Consider the following 19,933-nt stretch of genomic DNA (forward strand, 5'->3'; position numbering starts at 1 on the left):
TTTATATCCACCTCCATCCGGCAGCAAGCTCGTTCTTGAGCATCCCGTCACCGCTATATTTACCCCATCCAATAGGATAGCCATCCTCGCATACAAGGACATATCCCTTAACTGAAGTTCCATTCGAGGCGCTGCGGTCAGCCTTCCTGTCTTGTCCGTTACCGGCTTCACCAGAAGATAATGCATCCGCCGACCGAACTAAGCATGAAGCGTCGATATGAAGCGTCTCGCCTTTCAAATACCGCAGCGTCTCATCGTCCTCCGAGCGGAAGCGCAGCGACAGCAAGGCTTCCTCCGCGCACAGCCCCATCGCGAGCGCTTGCGACGGCTCGAACCGCTGCGGGCCGGCTTCGCCAGGGAACCAGCCCGCCCTCACCACGCGCAGCCCGTCCAGCGGCGGCACGCCGGGCCAATACCTTCCTTCGTTCGCTCCCGGGCATTATCATTCGCGACAAGAACGCCCTGGCCCTGCAGCTTCGCCGCCAGCTGGGTAGACTTGCCGCCGGGCGCCGCGCACAAGTCAAGCACGCGGTCTCCAGGCTGTACGCCAAGCAGCTCGACAGGAACCATTGCGCTCGGCTCTTGAATGTAATACAGTCCGGCATAATAATGCCGATGCTTGCCGGGCCGGTCTATTTCTTCATAATAATAGGCGCTCTCGGCCCAAGGAACTGGTGTCAGCCGCGCTCCCATCGATGAGAGCGCGGCGAAGGCCTCCGCTTTCAATTAAGCCCATTCACGCGCAAGCCGTACTTGCGCGGCCTTTCGTAGGAAGCCATGAAGGCCTCGTACTCTTGATCGAGCAGAAGCTTCTTCATTTTATCCGCAAATAATTGAGGCAGCATGATGCCCACGTATTGATACCTCCTGTATAACTGATGCCGTCCTCAGCAATTCGATTTAATCGTACTTTTCGTCTTATTTTATAATAAAGCCGATCGATTGAACAATAATATCTTATCCCTCCGCAGGAAATCAACTGACCTGGCCACTGGCCTGTATATTGCTCACCTGCAGAAAAAGAAAAGAAGCTGACTAAGCATCCGCCCCATTGTCAGCTTCTTATTACTATCCGTCGCTCTCTTCAATGCGAAGACGCTGTTCAAGCGGAATTTGCGCCATCGCCTCCACCATTTCCAATAATCGTTCGTCCACTACATGAAGCCGGAACGGCGCGAATGGCGGAGGCTGGCCTTCTGCCTGCTCGCCTCCCCCTTCAACCCATGACACCAGCGGCGCGAGGCAGCGGACGGCATCATCCCGCAGCTGACGCAGATTAAGCCCCAAGGCAACATCAGGATACTGGGAAAGCTTGCTCTCCGTATGGTTGAACAGCTTGACCGCACCCGAATAGTTGCCGTTGCGCCAGTGGTAGAGAGCTACGGCTGCCTGCAGCAAGCCTTGATACATCCGGTTGCGGCCTTCCTCGAGCCACAGCTCCTCCATGACCTCATGGCATTCAAAGTAATCTTCGTCCTTGTTAAACAACACGATGAAGTGTACGAATTTCTCATCATACTCTGAAGCTGTTCCATGCTGCTCTGATTCGTGCCCTGCCGCCTGCATCAGCCATCACTGCCCTTCTTCGCGCGGTCGAGCGATTTGCTGAGGTCATCGGCAAGCTTCCTTATTCCGTAAGTATCCTCCAGCTCCCACAGCTCGTTGAACCGCAGCTGGAATTGTACCGCTTCCCGTACGCGGCGGAAGAAATACAGCTCTTGTATGTTGCTCAATACACTCGATACGATGTTCGATTTCTTCTCGAAATCGACTTGCGCATCGAGAATTTCATGCCTGATGTTGGACATTTCTTCATCGAGCTGAGAAGCCGCTTCCGCCGCTTTCTTCAAGCGCAATCTGACATCCTCGGGAAGGCTTTCTTTATATTTATAGTTCAGCGAATGCTCGATTGTCGCCCAGAAATTCATCGCCAGCGTGCGAATTTGAATTTCCGCCAGCACATTCTTCTGTCCGAGGCCCGTCTGAACCGGATATTCGACGATCATGTGATAGCTCCGATAACCGCTTTCCTTGAAGTTCGTAATGTAATCCTTCTCGTATACAAGCGTTAAATCCTTGCGTGAACGGATCAGACCCGCTACTTGGTGGATATCGTCTACGAATTGACACATGATGCGAATGCCTGCAATATCTTCGATTCCCGTTTCGATTTTCTCCATCGGCACATTCAGCCGTTTGGCCTTATCCAGAATGCTCGATACCCGCTTCACCCGTCCGGTGACGAACTCTACAGGGGTATAGGCATCTCTGGTCCTCAGCTCTGTTCGAAGCGTCTTGAATTTCACTTTCAATTCTTCAACCGTTTGTTCATAAGGCTGTAAAAATAAAGTCCAGTCTCTACCGTCCATTCAGCCGCCTCCTGTCCGTTAACGGTGATCAGCGCCTACCGCTTCCACGATGGTTGCAAATCCGTCTCTTCTTAGCCGTTCTTTCAAACCGCGTGCCAGAACGCGGAGCAGCTCCGGTCCGCAGTAAATGAGCGCCGTATAAATTTCAATTAAACTTGCGCCGGCGCGAATTTTATCGTATGCATCGTCCGCGGTAAAGATACCGCCGGAACCGATAATGGGCAGCTTGCCCCCGGTCTGCCGGTATACCTCGCGAATAACCTCGGTCGACCGCGCAGTGAGCGGCTTCCCGCTAAGTCCCCCCGTCTCCTTGGCATTCGGGTGTCGCAGACCTTCACGGCTAATCGTCGTGTTCGAAGCGATGATGCCTGCTGCGCCGCTCGTCGCGATGGTATCTACGGTATATCCCAACTGCTCGCTTGTCATATCCGGGGCAATCTTCACTAGTACCGGCTTAATCGGGCCTCCATGCTTTCTTGCCTGAACGCCCATTTCCTCCATGACCGTGGTCAGCAGAAGCTGCAGCTCGTCTCCATGCTGCAGAGCCCGCAGGTCCGGCGTATTCGGAGAGCTGATATTCACGACAAAGAAGTCTCCGTAAGGATACAGGATCTTCAAGCATGCCCGGTAATCCTCATGGGCTTGATCGTTCGGGGTCGTCTTATTCTTCCCAATATTGACGGCGATTGGAATCGGATGCTTCTTGCCTTGGGACAGCCGCTTGGCCATCGCCTCGGCGCCTTCATTATTGAAGCCCATCCGATTGACGAGCGCTTCGTCAGACGGAAGTCTGAACAGGCGCGGTTGCTCGTTGCCCGCCTGCCCTTTGGGCGTTACCGTGCCGACCTCGGCAAAGCCGAACCCGATGTTGGCAAACATGCCGACCGACTTGGCGTTCTTATCCAGACCGGCCGCTAGTCCGATGGGATGCGGGAATCGCAGTCCGAATAAATCGACAGCCAGCTCGGGACTTTCTTCTACACCGAACATAGACCGCATCAAGCCGGGAATGCCGGGCATCCTCTCAGCTGTATGCAGTCCGTCAATGACCAAGTGGTGGGCTTTCTCCGGGTCGATTCGAAATAAGAATGGCTTGGCCAATTTGGAATACAACAACGTACTTCACTCCGTTCTTCTATTTAGCTCTACGACACATTTTATCTTTTTCCGTAACAAAAAGAAAGAGCCCGGGATTGCCGCGCTCCTTCGCATTCCTCAGGCGGTTGCAAGGTGAAACCATATTGCGGCCTATCCCGTAAACGGATACAATGATAGTATATGTTCGATTATATGAGATAGAGAGGTTGATCGGCATGAGCCAAACGAAGAAAAAACCGCCAATGATGAAGACGAAACCGAAAGAAACCGTAAATAAGAAAGCATTGATTTGGATCGGAGCATCCTTCGTACTCGTTGTTATTGTAATGACACTGCTCCTCATACTCGATAAATAATTACATTCACTATGATAACCAACGGTATACAACAGCGGGGTTCGTCTCGTCCTGCGTCGGCTGCAAGCGGAAGCGTTTGTCGGCCGGCTGCGGTTCATCGGGAAGAACGCCGCTTTTAATATTCACCTTGGTCCCGAGCGGCACCAGGTCATACAGTTCCTCGACATCCTCTTTTCTCATGCGGATACAACCGAGCGATTCATCCTTGCCGATGCTGTCAGGCTCATTCGTTCCGTGAATCGCATACAGCGTATTCGATAACGTCATGCCGCGGCTCCCGAACTCTCCATTATCCTTCCCATTCGGATTCTTCACCTTCTCGCTAATATAGAAGCTGCCTGATGGGGTCTTGTCCCCGCCTAGTCCAACCGGATAGCTGCGAACGACCACATCGCCGCTCACCACCGCAAGCCGGTACGCATCTGCATCTACAACGATCGATAGCGGTGCTCGAGGCAAATGATCCGCACCCCCATTAGACATCGCCCCCTTGCCCGCCTGATTCATCTGGCCCTTCTCTGAAGATGAATCAGGACCGCTGCCTTCCGCTAACGCCTTCAAGGATTTCAACAGATCAGGGAACAGCTTGCGCATGCCGGCCGTCTCTCCGGCAATCACATTATTCGGATAGGGTCGTACCATATCCTCGATCGCGGTTGGCCACTTGTCATAGAGTTCCCGGTAATGGGTAATCGCGCTTGAAAGCGTCCACCTCTCCTCCTGTGTCTGGCTCCAGCTGTTCCACTTCTCGAATGCCTCGGTCGCATCCGACGGTGTACATTCGCATACGGCAGCATCATGCATCTGGACCTGGTAAGCCTCGCCTGCGCCCTGCTTGCGGGTAGACAGCAGAATTCGAGTATCACCGGTCCAATAACGCCAGCTGCCCCGCTGCTCCAGCATAACGGACAATCCGTAACGGGGAGGCTTCGTTCCCTCTTCCAGCAGAAGCTCAAGCGAGTTGCCCATCGGCCGGATTACCGCCGGTTTCACGAAGACAACCTTCACCTGCTCCTTCTCTTCCTGCTGATCCTGACCGCCGCTTAATGCCGCTTCCATGTTGTCTTCGCCGGGAAGATTGGAAGGTGCTTTGACAGGAAGCGCCATTAAGAACAGCAACAGCAATACCGCAATGCCGATCGAACGGTATAGCATCAAGCGAATCCGCCTCTTGCGGTTCCACGCCTGGATCATTTGCTCCGGCGGCTGCGCCATCGGGTGCTGCTTCCGTTCATAAGCCTCGTATATGCTGCCGGATTGAAGGAAACAGTAATTGGCTTTGGCTTCCTTCCCTTCCAGCATATACTGCTTGCCGAGCAAGTACCATGCCATCCGGTTGTCCGGATGGTTCTGTACATATTGCTTCAAATAATTCATATTGTCGCTTCGTTCTTCCATCCTGAACCTCCGTAATGCAGCCTTAGTAATATGTACTATATCGGCAAATGGCCGCCCGATTTCGCGTCGAACGGCCATTTTTTAAAATATTTTTATAAGACTAAAGCTTCAATAGCAGAATGCTCTGAAATCGATGGCTGGCTATTTGCTTCTTCGACTATTCATCCCGCTCCACTTGTTGAGCTTCGCTCAACTGATGTAATGATTTTATCGCGCAGCAGTACGGCCCGAATACCGGAAAGCCACTGTACATCCAATCCGATCTCTTCCGAGAAGAAACGTACTTGCAGGAATAGCCGCTCCTGTTTCACGTACGGAGCCTTATCTTCATTTAATTGGCAACGCCAAGAATGGGGCTGTACCCAACTATTGTTCATCGTCATGCAGCATATGCTCATCCGTTTGCAGAGAAGTCCCGCGCAGCCGTTTATTGCGGATAAGCGCGGACGGATCGTCGCCGAGCATCCCTGCAGTCAGTACGGCGTTCTCGCCGTACTTGTCCCGTAATTTATCCATCGTCTTCGTCAGCGCATCCTTGCGCGGCTGCTCCTCGTAGCTGAATAGGTCAAGCTGTACGGCCGTTTCGTCGCGCAGCGTCAAGCCCTGCAGCGTAATGCCCAGCAGCCGGACCGGCTCGCCCTCCTTCCAATACTTATCGAACAGCTTAACCGCTTCATGATGAATATCGCTTGTCGCATCCGTCGGCACATCCAGCGTGATCGAACGGTTGATCGTCGACATGTCCGGCTTGCGTATGACGATCTGCACGACACGGGTGACCAGCTTCTGCCTGCGCATCCGTCTGGCCGTCTGATCCGATAAATTCAATAAGATGCGATGCGCTTCGGCTCGTTCGGTCACATCCTGGGGGAGCGTTGTCGTATGTCCGATTGATTTATTGCGCTCGCGGTTAGACTGAACCGGAGAATGATCGATGCCGTGCGCGGCGGCCTTCATCCAGGATCCCGCTACGCCAAAGTGCTTGGTCAGCATTGCCTCTTCAGCCGCCGCAAGCTCCCCGATCGTGCGGATATTGAGCCGTCTCAGCTTATCGGCCGTTTTCGACCCGATGCCGAATAACGTATCGCATGGTTTATTCCATAACAACCGCGGCACATCCCGGATGCGAAGCACGGTGAACCCGCTGGGCTTCTGCATATCCGAGGCCATCTTCGCAAGAAGCTTGTTCGGCGCAACGCCTATGGAGCATGGAAGATTCCATTCATTCTGGATCCGCTGCTGAATCGTATGCGCAATTTCCAGCGGTTCCCCGAAGGCCGAGGATCCTGTAATGTCCAGGTAGCATTCATCGATCGAGGTGGCCTCCACCTGGGGGGTATACTGACGGGCCACGGACATGAACCCGCGCGAATATTTCCGGTACAGCTCGAAATCCGGACGGATCAGAATGAGCTCCGGGCAGATGCGCATTCCTTGACGTACGGTCATGCCGGTTTTAACACCTTTTTGGCGAGCTGCATACGACGATGTAACGATAATCCCCTTCCGAAGCTCGACGCTGCCCGCAACAGCCGTCGGTTTTCCCCGATATGCTTCCGGCTCCTCCGCCTCATGGACAGAACAATAGAATGCATTCATATCCAGATGAATGATAACCCGTCCTTTGGATTTGTTTGTCTGCTTACTCATAAACCTCACCCTTTTGAGCATACAATCGCTGTATATTACAGTCAACCAAGCCCACCACGGGACGCTGCTTTCCCAGCCGTATGGCGTAACGCGACTTCGTTTACGCTTCCCGTATTTGGTGTTATAATAATGAAATTATGATTTCCGTTAGGTACTGTATAAGAGGGGTGTCCAAGCTATGACGAACATAATTTCTATTTTTGACACGACGCTACGGGATGGGACGCAGGGCGAAGGAATCAGCCTCTCGGCCGACGATAAGCTAAAAATCGCCCAGAAGCTCGACGCTCTTGGCGTACATTATATTGAAGGCGGCAATCCAGGCAGCAACAGCAAGGACATCGAATTTTTTCAGCGTGTCAAAGGGCTGAAGCTCAATGCCAAGATCACGGCGTTCGGCAGCACAAGAAGAAAGAACAGTACCGCGGAGCAGGACTCCAGTCTTCTTCGAATCGTGGAATCCGGCGTTCCGGCCGCGACGCTGGTCGGGAAGTCATGGGACTTCCATGTCCATACCGCTCTTCAGACGACGCTCGAAGAGAATCTGTCGATGATCTACGATTCGTTCGCATTCCTGAAACGCAGCGGCGTTGAAGCCATCTTCGACGCGGAGCATTTCTTCGATGGCTATAAGCATAATCCCGAATACGCCCTTGCTGTGCTTCGTCAAGCGCAGGAAGCCGGCGCGGATTGGATCGTGCTCTGCGATACGAACGGCGGGACGCTCCCGACTGAAATTCATGAGATCATATCCCGCGTACGCGCCGAGCTTACCGCACCGCTGGGCATTCATACGCATAATGACTGCGAGCTTGCGGTTGCCAACACCCTCGCGGCTGTCGGAGCCGGCGTAAGACAGGTGCAGGGCACGATCAACGGCTACGGGGAGCGCTGCGGCAATGCTAATCTATGCTCGATTCTTCCGACGCTTCAATTAAAGATGGATTACCGCTGCGTCAGCGACGAACAGCTGCAAGCCCTCACCGGCACGGCCCGCTATATCAGCGAAATCGCCAATGTCCATATGCCGGTCGGACAACCATACGTGGGCAACGCCGCATTCGCCCATAAGGGCGGCATTCACGTATCGGCCATCATGAAGGACTCCAAGACATACGAGCATATTCGCCCCGAGCTTGTCGGGAACAAGCAGCGGATTCTCGTTTCCGAGCTTGCCGGCCAGAGCAACATCATCTCCAAGGCGCAGGAGCTTGGGCTCGATATTAACGCCAACAACGAGAAAACGAAGGCGATCATGGAACGGATCAAGGAGCTTGAGCATCAAGGCTATCAATTCGAAGGAGCAGATGCATCGCTAGAGCTGCTTCTAAGGGATGCCTTCGGGAATGTGAAAGATATTTTCAAGCTCGAGTCCTTTAAGATGTTAGTAGAGAAGCATAACGGCCATATGAATTCCGAGGCGATCGTGAAAGTGAATGTCGACGGACAATCCGTCTATACGGCCGCTGAGGGCAACGGTCCTGTCAATGCGCTGGACAATGCCCTGCGGAAGGCTCTTGTACAATTCTATCCAAAAATCAACGACATCCATCTATCCGACTATAAAGTCCGCGTCATTGACGAGAAGGATGCCACAGCCGGCAAAGTCCGCGTTCTCATTGAGTCGACAGACTTCAATAACACCTGGAGCACGGTCGGCGTATCGAGCAACGTCATCGAAGCAAGCTGGGAAGCGCTTGTCGACAGTATCCGCTATGCGCTGCTGGGCATGACACCGGTTTTCTCGCAAGATGAGCCGCGCGAACGGCTAGGACTTGTTAATCATTGAATCGTCTCGCATAACAATAACGCCACGCACACTAGCGCTTATGCTAGCAGCGTGGCGTTATTGTTGTGACAATGTTTAATGGACGATCACTTCTGGACCTTAATCCACTTCTCAATCTTACTCTGCCATTCCTTCTTCGAAATAACGCCTACGACCCTCTCGCGCACGATGCCGTCGCGGTCGACGAGCAAGCTTGTCGGAAAGGTCGTTATCTTGTACAGATCCGTTGCCTTGCCGTCACGATCCATCAGAATCGGGAACGTGAATTTGTACTCCTCGACGAACTCCCTTGCCTGCCGTTCTTTATCATAGCTTGTCGCGTTGATGCCTAACAGCACCATGTCTGCTTTATATTCCTCCGACAGCTCCTGCAGATCCGGTGCTTCGAGCTCGCAAGGGCCGCACCAGGATGCCCAGAAGTTTATAAGCAGCAGCTGATCCCGTTTACCGGCAACGGGGACCTTCTGGTCGTCCAAGTCCGGGAGATTGAGCGTCGGGGCGACAAAGCCCGGCTTCGGCTTCATCTCGGTGGATGCCGTTATTGCTTCGTCAGACTTCCCTTTATTCTGATAGACCGCCGCCAATGCCAATACAAGGATGACCCCCAACAATACGAGTGTGCGTTTCACGTCGTGCCTTCTTTCCGTCCATTATTCTCATGGTTCTTGTGATTAAATGCATATCATTCCTCCCCATGTTACCATCCGGAGAATGGAAGCTCAAGCCGGAGGGCACATTACTTCTATACGTCAATACCGACATGGGAGCTCAACGACAATGGAAAAAACGAAAAAAGGCTTCGGAATGGCGGGGCCCGCCAAGCTCCGGACGCAAAGCACGAATGATCAATCAAGCAAGAAGAAAGCAGGGGGCGGCGCAAAATGGCGTGAATACATCGCGCTCGCAAGCGTACCGCTTGTCCTCGTGCTGGGCAATTCCATGCTTGTGCCCATTCTGCCGGAAATGGAGCGCAGGATGGGCATCTCCGGGTTTCAGGCGAGCATGGTAATCACCCTGTTCTCGGTCGCAGCGGGAATCGTGATCCCCATTTCCGGATATTTGTCGGACCGCTTCTCGCGGAAGGCGGTCATACTGCCTTCCCTCGCTTTGTACGGAATTGCCGGAATCGCGGCGGGTATAGGCGCACTTATGAACTCCTATAGCCTTCTGATCGCATCGCGCGCCCTCCAAGGTATCGGTGCCGCCGGTACGTCGCCGATTGCAATGGCTTTGGTCGGCGACAAGTATAAGGACGGCGCCGAGAGCGAAGCACTCGGTCTGATCGAGGCGTCGAACGGCGCCGGCAAGGTAATTAGCCCGATTATCGGATCACTGCTTGCCTTGATTGTCTGGTACGCGCCTTTGTTTGCTTTTCCCGTCTTCTGTGCCGGTTCCTTCTTCGCGATGGTGTTTCTAATCAAAGAACCGGAGAAGGAGAAGCAGAACACGTCCGTTAAGCAATATGTCGCCGATATCGTCAAGCTGTTTCGGGAGAAAGGCCGATGGCTGATCTCTTCATTTTTGGCCGGCTCCCTTGGATTGTTCATTCTCTTCGGCGTCTTGTTCCGACTGTCCGACGTCTTGGAGAAGGCGCCTTATAACATTGACGGCGTAGCCAAGGGAGGCGTTCTCGCCATCCCGTTATTGGGCTTGGTCGTTACAGCATACATGACGGGCCGACATATTAAGAACAACGGCGTCTTGATGCGCCGCCTTATGGTCATTGGACTGGCCTTGATGGGCGCCTCCCTCGTAGCCGCGGCACTCCTCTACCGAAATTTGTACGCGCTCATCGGATTTGTCACCTTGAGCAGCGTGGGTACAGGCCTGCTGCTGCCTTGCTTGAATACACTCATCACCGGTGCAGTCGACCGCGCGCATCGCGGCATGATTACATCGCTGTACAGCAGCCTGCGTTTTTTCGGCGTCGCTTTCGGCCCGCCTCTGTTCGGTTGGCTCGCGGGTCGTTCCGATATGCTGCTCTACTTTGTCGTAGCCGGACTTTCTTTCGCAGCGCTCGCGCTTGTCGCCCTGTTCGTGCATCCGCCGAAGAAAGCCGGGGACACGGGCTGATCTGGCTTGCCCCGCTCCTTCGCCGTCGTATATAGTTGATGTAGTGATAAAACGACGGCGAAGGCGGGATTCACCGAATGCTGGATAATGATCAGAATAATGCTAATCACCTGCTTCTTCTTCGTGCCGAGATCGATGAACCTGCATATCGCAAGCTTATTCGAATCTGTACAGACGCCCTGCCGGATGAAGCATGCGGGGTATTGGCAAGCAGCCATTCCGACTCCCTCTCTCATGGCGCTGTCCGGATCGATACCGTCTATCCCATTCGCAACGCGGCACAAGAGAAAGCGCATGTCTTCTCGTTCGAGCCACGGGAATGGATCGGCGCTTATTTCTCCATGCTGAAAAACCGACAAACGCTTGTCGGTTTTTATCATTCCCATCCTTTAGCACCGCCTGTACCGTCCTCTGCCGATATAGCCGGCATCCGGTATTCCACCGCAATGACTTATTGGATCGTATCGCTGGCAGACCCGGATCAGCCCCATATTCAGGCTTACCAAGTAAGCGGCAATTCGTTTGTCCCGCTAATGTTTGCTCAGGTAAGCGTATAGATCGCCCAGGGTCACAATGTTACGCTCCATTATCTTCTTCAAATAATGCAGCCAGAGCTTCGCCGTCATGATTGAGTCCTCCAGCGCATGATGGCGCTTCGTAATCTCGATGCCGGCACCCGTCAGCAGCTCGTCCAAGCCATATCCATTATCACGATTGGGATCCAGCCACTTGGCGACCATCATCGTATCGAGGACACGATGAGTCAAGTTGATCTTCGATGTGCGCCATAGCGCAGCGTTAAGAAACTGCTTGTCATGGCCGCTGGCGTGTGCGATCAGCATACGCCTGTCGATAAATTCCATGAAGTCATGGAGCACCTGCATCAGCTCCGATCCATTCTCCGCCATTTCATTCGTAATTCCGGTCAAGTCGGTAATATGCTTGGGCACGCGCCGTTTCGGATTTACAAGACTATAGAAGCTGCGGCTTTCTTGAAGCTCTTCCCCCTTCAACACAACCGCGCCTACCGACAGAATTTCATCGCCATTCAGCGGATAGAAGCCTGTCGTCTCCAGATCGAACACGACGACCTCCATCTCGCGCAGCGGTTGATCCATGACGGGTTGCTTGCGCTGTTCCTTCGACATGGACCGGATAAACGCCATCTGCTGAGCGTTCTGCGCTCCTAGCATCGATGCAACAGCCGGCGTTATACCGCCCATCTTGTATAGATGCCACATCCGACCGACGCCTCTTTGCTGCTTCATGGTCTTCCCCTCCGCCTTGCCTTAAAGGTTCATGTGGATTATTTATTCACGCGCCGCTCCAGTCTTTTTCCAATCCGCAAGCCGCTCTTCAGCTCATCGATCAGCTCTTTGCTCATCCTGCCGCCGGCCAGCTTGCCGTTGTTCGACAGCAAGCCGTCAACCGAACGCTCAGTTGTCATGAGACGAAGCCTCAAGAACAATCGGAAGGCTTCGGCAATCTCTGCCCCTTCACCGGCTGACAGCTTTTCATTGCGAACCAAGCCGCTAATCCGCTCCAGTGTCGACGACTCTCGAATACCCGATTGCAAGGCCATCATCCTAACGGCATTCACCATCGGAATATAGGCGCCGTATTTAATGTCCAGGCTGCCGGCATCTTGTCCATATTCCTCTCTCAACAGCTGGCCGAACACCCCGATCAGCACTTTATGCCGCATCGTATTGCTGCGCATATGCTTGACGATAACAGGATTCTGAAGCATATCGGAGAAAAAAAAATCCTGGAACGATCTCATCAGCATCGGATCGCCATAGACGCAGCGTCCGTCGGCCACAATCAATAAATAACGAACGCGCTCCCAATCGGGATCCTCGAACCAGCCGTTTAACTTCGCCTTCCACTCTGACAGGGACAGCCTCCACTCCGAATTCGTACTCATAACGCCCCCATCGCAGGGCGGATAGCCCAACTGCTTTATCAGGTCGACAACAATAACGGCGAAAGATTCGAAATAGGCCGATACCGCTTCTTTCTCCGACTCATCCTTCGGGTCTCCATAGAGTAGTCCGCTATCCTGGTCGCTCGATAAAGTCTGCTCTTCCCTGCCTCCGCTGCCGAACAATAGATATGCATATGGCACGGGTGGGGGACCGTTCCCCGACCGTGCCATCTCCGCTTCTGCAAGAACGATGACACGCCCGATCAGCGCATCATGCATTCCATTCAGATTGAAATATAATTGTTCGACAGGGCGTTCGGTGAGCCGAGCTTCCATTTGTCTCTGGATTTGATCCCGCAAGCCGCGCAGCGTCTTCAGATCACCGGCGGTGCCGATCAGTGCCAGCAGGTGCGTGTAGACCGGATCGCTCATGCGCCCTCCCCTCCGTCCCCTAGAAAATCTAGTTATGATTTTATCATGGAATTAGAGGTTTTGTTGGGCTTTTTTCATTTGCTCCGGGTAGCCGAATGTACCGTGCTCGGACAGGTCAAGACCGATAATTTCTTGTTCTTCCGTTACCCTGAAGCCCATAACGGCCTTCATGACGCCTAGAATAAGGAAGGAAGCCGCAAGCACGTATGCCCCGCACACGACGACAGATTCGAATTGCACCCACAGCTGATGCCAGCTGCCCGTATCGATAAGGCCGCCTTGCCCGACGCCTACTTTATCCGCCAGCACTTGCGTGGCGAAGATGCCGTTGGCAAGCGTCCCCCAGATCCCGGCTGCGCCGTGAACCGATAATGCATAGATCGGATCGTCGATTTTCATTTTTTCGAAAAATTTGACACAATAGAATACCAGGACGCCTGCAACAAGACCGATTACGACCGCAGCCCATGGATCGACGAAGGCACAGGAGGCCGTGATTGCTACCAGGCCGGCAAGACCGCCGTTCAGCGTTGCCGTAATGTCCGCTTTCCCGGATACAAGCCACGAGATCAGAAGGGCCGCGACAGCGCCCGCTGCAGCGCCCAGCTGGGTATTGAAAGCAACATAACCGAAGAATCCATCGCCGACGCTTACTGCGCTCCCTGCATTGAAACCAAACCAGCCTACCCACAGCAGCAGTACCGACAGGGCGCTGAATACTTGGTTATGACCCAGAATTTCGTTAGCGGAGCCGTCTTTGTTAAATTTACCGATACGAGGCTTGAGCAGAACGGTCGCTGCGAATGCTGCCAGAGCACCCGTCAAGTGAACCACCGTAGAACCGGCGTAATCCTGCGCGCCGTCTTCCGCGAGCCAGCCGCCGCCCCAAATCCAGTGTGCGATAACCGGGTAAATGACCGAGGTGAACAATAATGTAAATACCAGGTAAGAGGATAGCTTCGCTCGTTCCGCGAACCCGCCCCATGCGATGCTGAGCGCGATCATGGCGAAAGCAAGCTGGAACAGGAAGTAAATCGTCGAAGGGTAGCTCTCGCCTTCCAATGCGGTCATCGCCGGTTCAAAGAAGAAGCTGCCCCAGCCAATGACCTTATTCATAGCGGCCTCCGCATTTTCGCCGCCGAACGTAATGCCGTATCCGACGGCCCAATAAACCAAGGAACCTAGACCCACAGTGAAAATGGTCTTTCCTGCCACATGCCCTGCATTCTTCATTCGGGTGGATCCGGCTTCGAGAAGAATAAATCCGCCTTGCATAAGCAACACCAATATGAAGGAGACCAGAATCCATAATGCGTTTAACCCCATGTCAAGCGTTGTTGCAGATGGATCCGCGAATGACATTGCCGGAAATATCAATGATAATACAATACAGGATAGCACAAGCTTTCTGACCATTGAGACCACTCCCTTAATGTTATGTTTCATTACATTATACGAAAGACTTAATGTCATTATATTCAGTAGTTCTTCCTTTGACAAGTTGAAATGAAGGGTTTTTTACAAAAATATCTAACATTGAATAATGGAATGGACTCTATTGTTAAGTTTTTGCACTATTATACTTTAAAAACCGATGTCATGTCAGATTATTGATCGTGTTTTATCCAATCCGCCCCCCATATCTTATTCATTTCGCAGCCTAATCAGAACAATCCATGTCAGGTTTATTGCCGGAATAAAAATTAAAAGCATAACGTTTGACTGTATGCTTCGTTATTAGTTATCATATATATAGAGAAAAAACCGCACTGTTTTTTTAGATATGGAGAGAGGGTGAAAGAGGTTGGCAGAAAAAAAATTATACCGTATCGGCGAGCTATCGAAGCTAGCTGAGGTCAGCCCGCGCACCATCGACTTTTATACCTCAATCGGCCTGATTGCGCCTGACAGCCGCTCAGCCAAAAATTACCGCTTATACAGCGACGAAACCTTGCTGCGTTTGCAACGTATTGTACAAATGAAGAAGGACAAATACTCGCTTGAAGAAATCAGAACAAGCCTTGAAGAATGGGAGAAGATTTCTTCGGAAGAGCATGTGTCCAGTAAGCTGACGGACCTTGAGCTCCACTTGGAACGACTTCAGCGCGAAGTCAAAGAGCTTGAGCCTGTTCTCAGCCAACTAAAGCCCAAGCAAGCCAAGATGATGTTCAAGCGGCTTGTACCCCAAACCGCAGCCTGCGTTGAAGCTTTAATGCTCCTGCTCAACAAGGGCGGACTCATGTAAGTCACTTACAAACTGCAACTATTAATGGAGGGAACGACCATGTTTTTTCACCCGATGGACTTCTTGATTATCATCGCCTTCGGCCTCTCGATCTGGGCTCAATTCCGGGTGCGGGGTACCTTCAACCGATGGTCCGACGTACCGGTCGCAAGCGGATTAACCGGCTATCAGGCCGCAAGACGCATGCTAGATAATAACGGTCTGCACGATGTGCCCGTCGAGCCGGTGCCTGGTACGCTCAGCGACCACTACGATCCGATTCATCGTACGGTAAGGCTCTCCGAGAGCGTGTACTACGAAAGCTCGATCTCGGCCATCTCCGTCGCTTGTCATGAGGTTGGCCATGCAATCCAGCACAGCGTGCATTATCCGATGTTAGCGCTGCGCCACAGGATGTTCCCGGTCGTTAATTTCGCTTCCGGTTTCGCTCCTTTCCTGTTGATCGCCGGCTTCCTGTTTAACTTTACAGGGCTGATCGGACTAGGGATTATCTTCTTCTCCGCGGCAGTCGCGTTTCAATTGGTTACCCTGCCGGTCGAATTCAATGCAAGTAATCGCGCACGTGACATTATGGTTGCAGAGGGCTTTATCGCCAATGAGGAAGAACGCGGGGTCGCCAAGGTGCTCAATGCTGCCGCGCTTACTTACGTCGCAGCCGCATTGATCTCCCTGCTGGAGCTCGTCAAGTATATTATGATCTTCACGCAGAACCGGGATTAACCGTTCCAACCCTATTGAAGAGGCGGATTCTTAGGAATCCGCCTCTTTCTTATTCCCCTTATTTAAAGGGGGCTGAACGGCGCCTCAAGTCATGTTCGACTCTCGGCTCGTACAGCCCCCTTGTTTATGCCACCTATGAGGTTCTGAACCTCGACAACGATTCTTTCAATTCCTTCGATACCGTCTCCAGCTTATCCGAAAGCTTGACCAGTCCTTCACTGATATTCGTTTGTTCATTGCTCAGCGACGCGACTTCTTCCGAGGTTGCAGACGATTCTTCCGCAACTGCGCTTACGTTGCCCATCGCTTCAGACAATACGACTTGGGAATGCTCCAGGACCGTAATGGACTCCGTAACGGATTGCAGACGCTGCACGAACTCGCCCATCTGGCTTTGAACCGTCAAGAAAATTTGGTTCGCTTCTTTCACTGAACCGATCTGCTCCTGGAAGATCGGGTAAGCATTCGACAATACTTGGACGGTTTCGTCGATCTCTTTTTGAATGGTCTCCGTAATTTGGCCGACGATATCAATCGACTGCCTGGATTGATCGGCTAGTTTCCGAATTTCATCGGCGACTACCATGAAGCCCTTGCCAGCCGTGCCCGCACGAGCCGCCTCAATCGTTGCATTGAGAGAAAGTATATTCGTCTGCTTCGAAATATTGTTCAGCATATCCAGAATTTTGCGGATGGATCGGGTGCTTTCTTTCAGACGGTCGACCTTCTCGACCATGGAGCGGATCATTTCTTCGGTTAGTCCCGTCTTCTCAATAAGAATATTCATGTAGGACGTACCCTGCTGACTTGCCATCTCCACTTCCATCGCTGCCGAACCCATTTGACCATTGGCGCTCATTACTTGATTCATCTGCTGCCCCATATCGCCGGTCAAATCGCTTCCCTTCTCCGCTTCAACCGCCAGACTTGTTGCGCCGTTAGCGATCTCTTCCGTCGCAACGGCGATTTCCTTCGCGGATATCGCGGTTTTCTTCGAAGCATCCGCCAGATCGCCTGCCGTATTAAGCACATCCTGGGCGGACTGGTTCGTTTGATTCACAAGCTCCGTAATCTGAGTCATCATTTGATTGAAGCTTTGCGATAACTGGCCGATCTCGTCTTTGCCCTTGAAGTCGGAGCGTACCGACAGGTTGCCTTGTTCCCCTTCATTCATCAGGTTGCGAAGCTTAACGAGCGGTATTGCCACCATGCGAATGACGAAGATCCCGATACCGATAGCCAGAAGCGCTGCAAGACCGGCTATGATCCACGTCATGCCTTGAATTCTGCCCGCATCCTTCACCAGCTCGTGAACCGGAACCGCCCCCAACAAGCGCCAATTCATCGAATCGAAGTTATTATAGATGGCTAGTACGTCCTCGCCAGCATTGTCGGTGGCTTCGAAAGCGTCCTTCGTCTTCTTCTTATCGAATTTCGGAAGGGTTACCTCGGCAGGTTTGCCTACATGCTCCAGATCTGTATCGTAAACAATTTTATTATCCGAATCGATGATCGTGATTTTGCTGCCTTCGCCGATATTAAGGTCCTCGAGCTGGCTTGTTAACTGCTTCAAATGAATTTCCAAGGCAAGGACAAAGTTGCCTTCGTTGGTCGAGGTGTTCTTAATAAGACGCGAAAGCGCGAATGTTGGAGCACCCGAGTTACTCAATCCTTTGGGCTGAACAGGGATCCACAGGACCCGGCCATCCTGCTCTACGACTTGCTTGAACCAATCGGTTTGTTGCGCATTCTCGATCGACGTTCCATTCGCGATCGTAGGCTTCCCCTCCTGGAGAGGAATCAGATTGACGCTGGCTACCGTCTGGTTACCCATTATGTACATCATAAGGCTGTCCGTAATTTTGCGTACAGCTTCGAATTTGGTATATTCATCCGTTGAGTTCATGACGACCTGCATCTGAGCCTGTAAGGATTTATCCAGCATCATCTGCATGGACAGGTCTTCATAATTCTGAAACATCAGATCAAGCTTTCCGGTCGATTGCCCAAGAGCGACTGTACTGAATTCCGAAACCTTTTTCTTAATAATCGATTTCGACGTCGAATAGGAAGATAAACCTACAACAAGCACACACAGCAATATGGCGGAGAAAATAATGAAGAACAGCTTCACTCCGACGGATTTCATGGGACTGCTTATGTTAATCCCATTGCGTGTCGACTTGTAGAACGCGCTTACACTTTTCATGCTTTCTGCTTTCGATTTGACTTTTTTCTTTTCTTTCGATTTCATCGCGGAACACCACCTGGTATTTTAATCTTATATATTATGTTGATCTTACATCCTATTACAGCTTGATTGCGGCGATATGCAGCCCCGATCCCCCGTCAAATCCATTTCAGCCATTCAAAATTACGAAGCCTCCTATTTTCTATGAGTCTTTGTACACAAATGCCATTTCATCGCCTATCTCGTATATCGGCGGTTTAAGACAATAAAGTTAGAACAAATGCAGAATTAGTTCCAGAAAAAAAACCTCCTTCAGGCCATTAGACCGATATATCGGATAGGTCCGGAGAACCCCTTGGAAGCGGCAAGCGGGTTTGACTTCTCAGTCAAGCCTATTTCGTGCCTCGCAAAAAAAAAACAAAACAAGCCCGGAACCGTTTCAGGATCCAGGCTTGTCTCATGTTGAATGCCTCTATTGCGAGGATTCTTTGCTATTGCGAATATTTTTATTATGCTCCTTTAGTGTACGGGCGAACAGATGCTTGTTGCTGCCGTCTTTCTTGGTCACATAATACAGATAATCCGTCTTCTCCGGAAAGAGAGCCGCTTCAATCGATTTCATGCTCGGCGAAGCAATCGGCCCTGGCGGGAGACCCTTGATTTGATACGTATTGTAGGGGCTGTCCACGAGCAGGTCTTTCTCAAACAAACGCTCCTTGGGCTTGTCCAACGAGTATTGAACGGTCGCGTCGATTTGCAGCGGCATCTTCTTCGCCAAACGGTTGTAGATGATGCCGGCAACGATCGGCCGTTCTTCGTCCACAACAACCTCGCGTTCCACCAACGAGGCGATCGTCATGAGCTGATGAAAATCGATGTTCAGATCGGCAAGCGTATCATCCCAGTTCTCAGGAAGCGTGTTCAGCTTGCGGTCCAGCTCCTTCAGCATCCGCTCGATAATCATTTCCGGCGTGCTGCCCTTCTCTAATTCATACGTTTCCGGGAACATGTAGCCTTCCAGACGATGCTTGATTTGTTTGTTATTCTTCGGAATCGACCGGACCGCTTCCGCATCGCCCCACGTCTTATCCGAGTTCGCCAGCTTCAGGAAGGAATCGCGGTCAACGATGCCCGCTTTGCTAAGTGTATCGGCAATCTGTTCCACCGTATATCCTTCCGGAATGGTGAAGCGTATCGTTTCTTCCTTCAACGTTTCGCCGGCGTTCAGCTTATTTATAATAGCTGTCTTATCCATGCCCGGTTTCAATTCATAGACACCGGCCTGGAAGCGCGGTCCTTCATCCTTCAGGCGCAAATAGTATTTGAACAGGAATGAATCGCGAATGATACCTTCATTCTCGAGAACTTCGGCAAACTTGAACGGCGACATCCCTTGCTTCAGCTCCACTTGCTTGACTTCACCCGCAGATGTCGGTCGTAAGCCGTTCCAAATATAGAATGCAGCACCGCCTACGATGAGTACCATGACGGAAAGGATCGAGACGATGACCCATAGTGTAATGACCGCTCGACTCGGTGCTGCATTGCGCTTCTTCTTGACCGGCTTCCCTTCACCCGGCTGCCTCTCTTTATAATTCAACGCCAATCCTCCGTTTCAACCAACATATGCCATGCTCATCAAGCAGCAACAGTATTTCTGTTAAACTCAAACAGGTTATAACGCT

21 protein-coding genes are annotated in these 19,933 nt (G+C 52.0%); 6 read left to right on the forward strand and 15 right to left on the reverse strand.

The genetic code is table 11. The features are described 5' to 3' along the window. Position 1 precedes the first annotated feature (1 nt). From L1F29_RS34220 to L1F29_RS21735, 6 genes are all read right to left on the reverse strand, one after another. Positions 2-403 carry an RsmF rRNA methyltransferase first C-terminal domain-containing protein gene (locus L1F29_RS34220; RefSeq protein ID WP_309252326.1) on the reverse strand — a complete coding sequence of 134 codons (402 nt, stop codon included), beginning with the start codon at positions 401-403 and terminating at the stop codon, positions 2-4. Continuing rightward, positions 373-726 (reverse strand): RsmB/NOP family class I SAM-dependent RNA methyltransferase, encoded by a 354-nt coding sequence (locus tag L1F29_RS34225; protein ID WP_309252327.1) that lies wholly within the window; start codon positions 724-726, stop codon positions 373-375. The genes L1F29_RS34220 and L1F29_RS34225 overlap by 31 nt, the downstream gene beginning before the upstream one ends. Beyond that, on the reverse strand, positions 723-845 hold the full coding sequence (locus L1F29_RS34230) for a hypothetical protein (protein WP_309252422.1): 123 nt from the start codon (positions 843-845) through the stop codon (positions 723-725). The genes L1F29_RS34225 and L1F29_RS34230 overlap by 4 nt, the downstream gene beginning before the upstream one ends. 223 nt (positions 846-1,068) lie before the next feature. After that, positions 1,069-1,566 carry a DUF309 domain-containing protein gene (locus L1F29_RS21725; protein ID WP_258384134.1) on the reverse strand — a complete coding sequence of 166 codons (498 nt, stop codon included), beginning with the start codon at positions 1,564-1,566 and terminating at the stop codon, positions 1,069-1,071. Then, positions 1,566-2,369, reverse strand: coding sequence for a GTP diphosphokinase (gene yjbM / locus L1F29_RS21730; RefSeq protein ID WP_258384135.1), 804 nt, complete (start codon positions 2,367-2,369; stop codon positions 1,566-1,568). Before yjbM ends, L1F29_RS21725 begins: the two co-directional genes overlap by 1 nt. Before the next feature lie 18 nt (positions 2,370-2,387). Beyond that, positions 2,388-3,485: a quinone-dependent dihydroorotate dehydrogenase gene (locus tag L1F29_RS21735; RefSeq protein WP_258384136.1), complete on the reverse strand. Its 1,098-nt coding sequence runs from the start codon at positions 3,483-3,485 to the stop codon at positions 2,388-2,390. A 197-nt stretch (positions 3,486-3,682) separates the two neighbouring features. Here L1F29_RS21735 and L1F29_RS21740 point away from each other — a divergent pair, with 197 nt between their 5' ends. Next, entirely contained in the window at positions 3,683-3,823 is a 141-nt protein-coding gene (locus L1F29_RS21740) for a hypothetical protein (protein WP_258384137.1), read from the forward strand. Positions 3,824-3,832: 9 nt separating this feature from the next. Here the strand turns inward: L1F29_RS21740 and L1F29_RS21745 are convergent, their stop codons facing one another. The 3 genes from L1F29_RS21745 to L1F29_RS21750 form a co-directional block, all read right to left on the reverse strand. Beyond that, positions 3,833-5,221: a L,D-transpeptidase gene (locus tag L1F29_RS21745; RefSeq protein ID WP_258384138.1), complete on the reverse strand. Its 1,389-nt coding sequence runs from the start codon at positions 5,219-5,221 to the stop codon at positions 3,833-3,835. Between the two features lie 161 nt (positions 5,222-5,382). Further along, the gene (locus L1F29_RS34495; RefSeq protein WP_373876422.1) at positions 5,383-5,619 is read right to left on the reverse strand and encodes a stalk domain-containing protein; all 237 of its coding nucleotides are present in this window, start codon (positions 5,617-5,619) and stop codon (positions 5,383-5,385) included. After that, a complete protein-coding gene (locus L1F29_RS21750) occupies positions 5,588-6,871 on the reverse strand; it encodes a DNA polymerase IV (protein ID WP_258384139.1) in 1,284 nt (427 codons plus the stop codon). The genes L1F29_RS34495 and L1F29_RS21750 overlap by 32 nt, the downstream gene beginning before the upstream one ends. Positions 6,872-7,049: 178 nt before the next feature. Here L1F29_RS21750 and cimA point away from each other — a divergent pair, with 178 nt between their 5' ends. Beyond that, on the forward strand, positions 7,050-8,660 hold the full coding sequence (cimA, locus tag L1F29_RS21755; protein ID WP_258384140.1) for a citramalate synthase: 1,611 nt from the start codon (positions 7,050-7,052) through the stop codon (positions 8,658-8,660). 86 nt (positions 8,661-8,746) lie between these two features. Here cimA and L1F29_RS21760 read toward each other — a convergent pair whose 3' ends face one another. Next, positions 8,747-9,289, reverse strand: a complete 543-nt coding sequence (locus tag L1F29_RS21760; protein ID WP_258384141.1) for a TlpA family protein disulfide reductase — start codon at positions 9,287-9,289, stop codon at positions 8,747-8,749. Positions 9,290-9,437: 148 nt separating this feature from the next. On the opposite strand from L1F29_RS21760, the gene L1F29_RS21765 reads away from it, so the two are divergent. Together L1F29_RS21765 and L1F29_RS21770 are read left to right on the forward strand one after the other, a co-directional pair. Next, entirely contained in the window at positions 9,438-10,733 is a 1,296-nt protein-coding gene (locus L1F29_RS21765; protein ID WP_258384142.1) for an MFS transporter, read from the forward strand. 77 nt (positions 10,734-10,810) lie between these two features. Beyond that, positions 10,811-11,290, forward strand: coding sequence for a M67 family metallopeptidase (locus L1F29_RS21770; protein ID WP_258384143.1), 480 nt, complete (start codon positions 10,811-10,813; stop codon positions 11,288-11,290). Here the strand turns inward: L1F29_RS21770 and L1F29_RS21775 are convergent. The 3 genes from L1F29_RS21775 to L1F29_RS21785 are packed head-to-tail and all read right to left on the reverse strand — an operon-like array spanning position 11,264 to position 14,508. Beyond that, on the reverse strand, positions 11,264-12,001 hold the full coding sequence (locus tag L1F29_RS21775; protein WP_258384144.1) for an exonuclease domain-containing protein: 738 nt from the start codon (positions 11,999-12,001) through the stop codon (positions 11,264-11,266). The two genes, L1F29_RS21770 and L1F29_RS21775, sit on opposite strands and share 27 nt — an antisense overlap. Positions 12,002-12,039: 38 nt before the next feature. Continuing rightward, positions 12,040-13,092: a DUF294 nucleotidyltransferase-like domain-containing protein gene (locus L1F29_RS21780; protein ID WP_258384145.1), complete on the reverse strand. Its 1,053-nt coding sequence runs from the start codon at positions 13,090-13,092 to the stop codon at positions 12,040-12,042. A 51-nt stretch (positions 13,093-13,143) separates the two neighbouring features. After that, a complete protein-coding gene (locus L1F29_RS21785; RefSeq protein WP_258384146.1) occupies positions 13,144-14,508 on the reverse strand; it encodes an ammonium transporter in 1,365 nt (454 codons plus the stop codon). Between the two features lie 388 nt (positions 14,509-14,896). On the opposite strand from L1F29_RS21785, the gene L1F29_RS21790 reads away from it, so the two are divergent. Further along, positions 14,897-15,337, forward strand: coding sequence for a MerR family transcriptional regulator (locus L1F29_RS21790; RefSeq protein WP_258384147.1), 441 nt, complete (start codon positions 14,897-14,899; stop codon positions 15,335-15,337). A 39-nt stretch (positions 15,338-15,376) separates the two neighbouring features. Then, the gene (locus L1F29_RS21795) at positions 15,377-16,057 is read left to right on the forward strand and encodes a zinc metallopeptidase (protein WP_258384148.1); all 681 of its coding nucleotides are present in this window, start codon (positions 15,377-15,379) and stop codon (positions 16,055-16,057) included. 133 nt (positions 16,058-16,190) lie between these two features. Here the strand turns inward: L1F29_RS21795 and L1F29_RS21800 are convergent, their stop codons facing one another. After that, positions 16,191-18,311 carry a methyl-accepting chemotaxis protein gene (locus tag L1F29_RS21800; RefSeq protein WP_258384149.1) on the reverse strand — a complete coding sequence of 707 codons (2,121 nt, stop codon included), beginning with the start codon at positions 18,309-18,311 and terminating at the stop codon, positions 16,191-16,193. Between the two features lie 409 nt (positions 18,312-18,720). Beyond that, positions 18,721-19,848 carry an endolytic transglycosylase MltG gene (gene mltG / locus L1F29_RS21805; RefSeq protein WP_258384150.1) on the reverse strand — a complete coding sequence of 376 codons (1,128 nt, stop codon included), beginning with the start codon at positions 19,846-19,848 and terminating at the stop codon, positions 18,721-18,723. Between the last annotated feature and the right edge of the window lie 85 nt (positions 19,849-19,933).

This window comes from Paenibacillus spongiae (genome assembly GCF_024734895.1).
Classification (GTDB): domain Bacteria; phylum Bacillota; class Bacilli; order Paenibacillales; family Paenibacillaceae; genus Paenibacillus_Z; species Paenibacillus_Z spongiae.

What these genes read in the sequence shown, in the direction of transcription:
- L1F29_RS34230 (WP_309252422.1), bottom strand. Translation starts at nt 845, where the DNA reads ATGCTGCCTCAATTATTTGCGGATAAAATGAAGAAGCTTCTGCTCGAT.
- L1F29_RS21725 (WP_258384134.1), bottom strand. Translation starts at nt 1,566, where the DNA reads ATGCAGGCGGCAGGGCACGAATCAGAGCAGCATGGAACAGCTTCAGAG.
- yjbM (WP_258384135.1), bottom strand. Translation starts at nt 2,369, where the DNA reads ATGGACGGTAGAGACTGGACTTTATTTTTACAGCCTTATGAACAAACG.
- L1F29_RS21740 (WP_258384137.1), top strand. Translation starts at nt 3,683, where the DNA reads ATGAGCCAAACGAAGAAAAAACCGCCAATGATGAAGACGAAACCGAAA.
- L1F29_RS21745 (WP_258384138.1), bottom strand. Translation starts at nt 5,221, where the DNA reads ATGGAAGAACGAAGCGACAATATGAATTATTTGAAGCAATATGTACAG.
- L1F29_RS34495 (WP_373876422.1), bottom strand. Translation starts at nt 5,619, where the DNA reads ATGAGCATATGCTGCATGACGATGAACAATAGTTGGGTACAGCCCCAT.
- L1F29_RS21750 (WP_258384139.1), bottom strand. Translation starts at nt 6,871, where the DNA reads ATGAGTAAGCAGACAAACAAATCCAAAGGACGGGTTATCATTCATCTG.
- cimA (WP_258384140.1), top strand. Translation starts at nt 7,050, where the DNA reads ATGACGAACATAATTTCTATTTTTGACACGACGCTACGGGATGGGACG.
- L1F29_RS21765 (WP_258384142.1), top strand. Translation starts at nt 9,438, where the DNA reads ATGGAAAAAACGAAAAAAGGCTTCGGAATGGCGGGGCCCGCCAAGCTC.
- L1F29_RS21770 (WP_258384143.1), top strand. Translation starts at nt 10,811, where the DNA reads ATGCTGGATAATGATCAGAATAATGCTAATCACCTGCTTCTTCTTCGT.
- L1F29_RS21775 (WP_258384144.1), bottom strand. Translation starts at nt 12,001, where the DNA reads ATGAAGCAGCAAAGAGGCGTCGGTCGGATGTGGCATCTATACAAGATG.
- L1F29_RS21780 (WP_258384145.1), bottom strand. Translation starts at nt 13,092, where the DNA reads ATGAGCGATCCGGTCTACACGCACCTGCTGGCACTGATCGGCACCGCC.
- L1F29_RS21785 (WP_258384146.1), bottom strand. Translation starts at nt 14,508, where the DNA reads ATGGTCAGAAAGCTTGTGCTATCCTGTATTGTATTATCATTGATATTT.
- L1F29_RS21795 (WP_258384148.1), top strand. Translation starts at nt 15,377, where the DNA reads ATGTTTTTTCACCCGATGGACTTCTTGATTATCATCGCCTTCGGCCTC.
- L1F29_RS21800 (WP_258384149.1), bottom strand. Translation starts at nt 18,311, where the DNA reads ATGAAATCGAAAGAAAAGAAAAAAGTCAAATCGAAAGCAGAAAGCATG.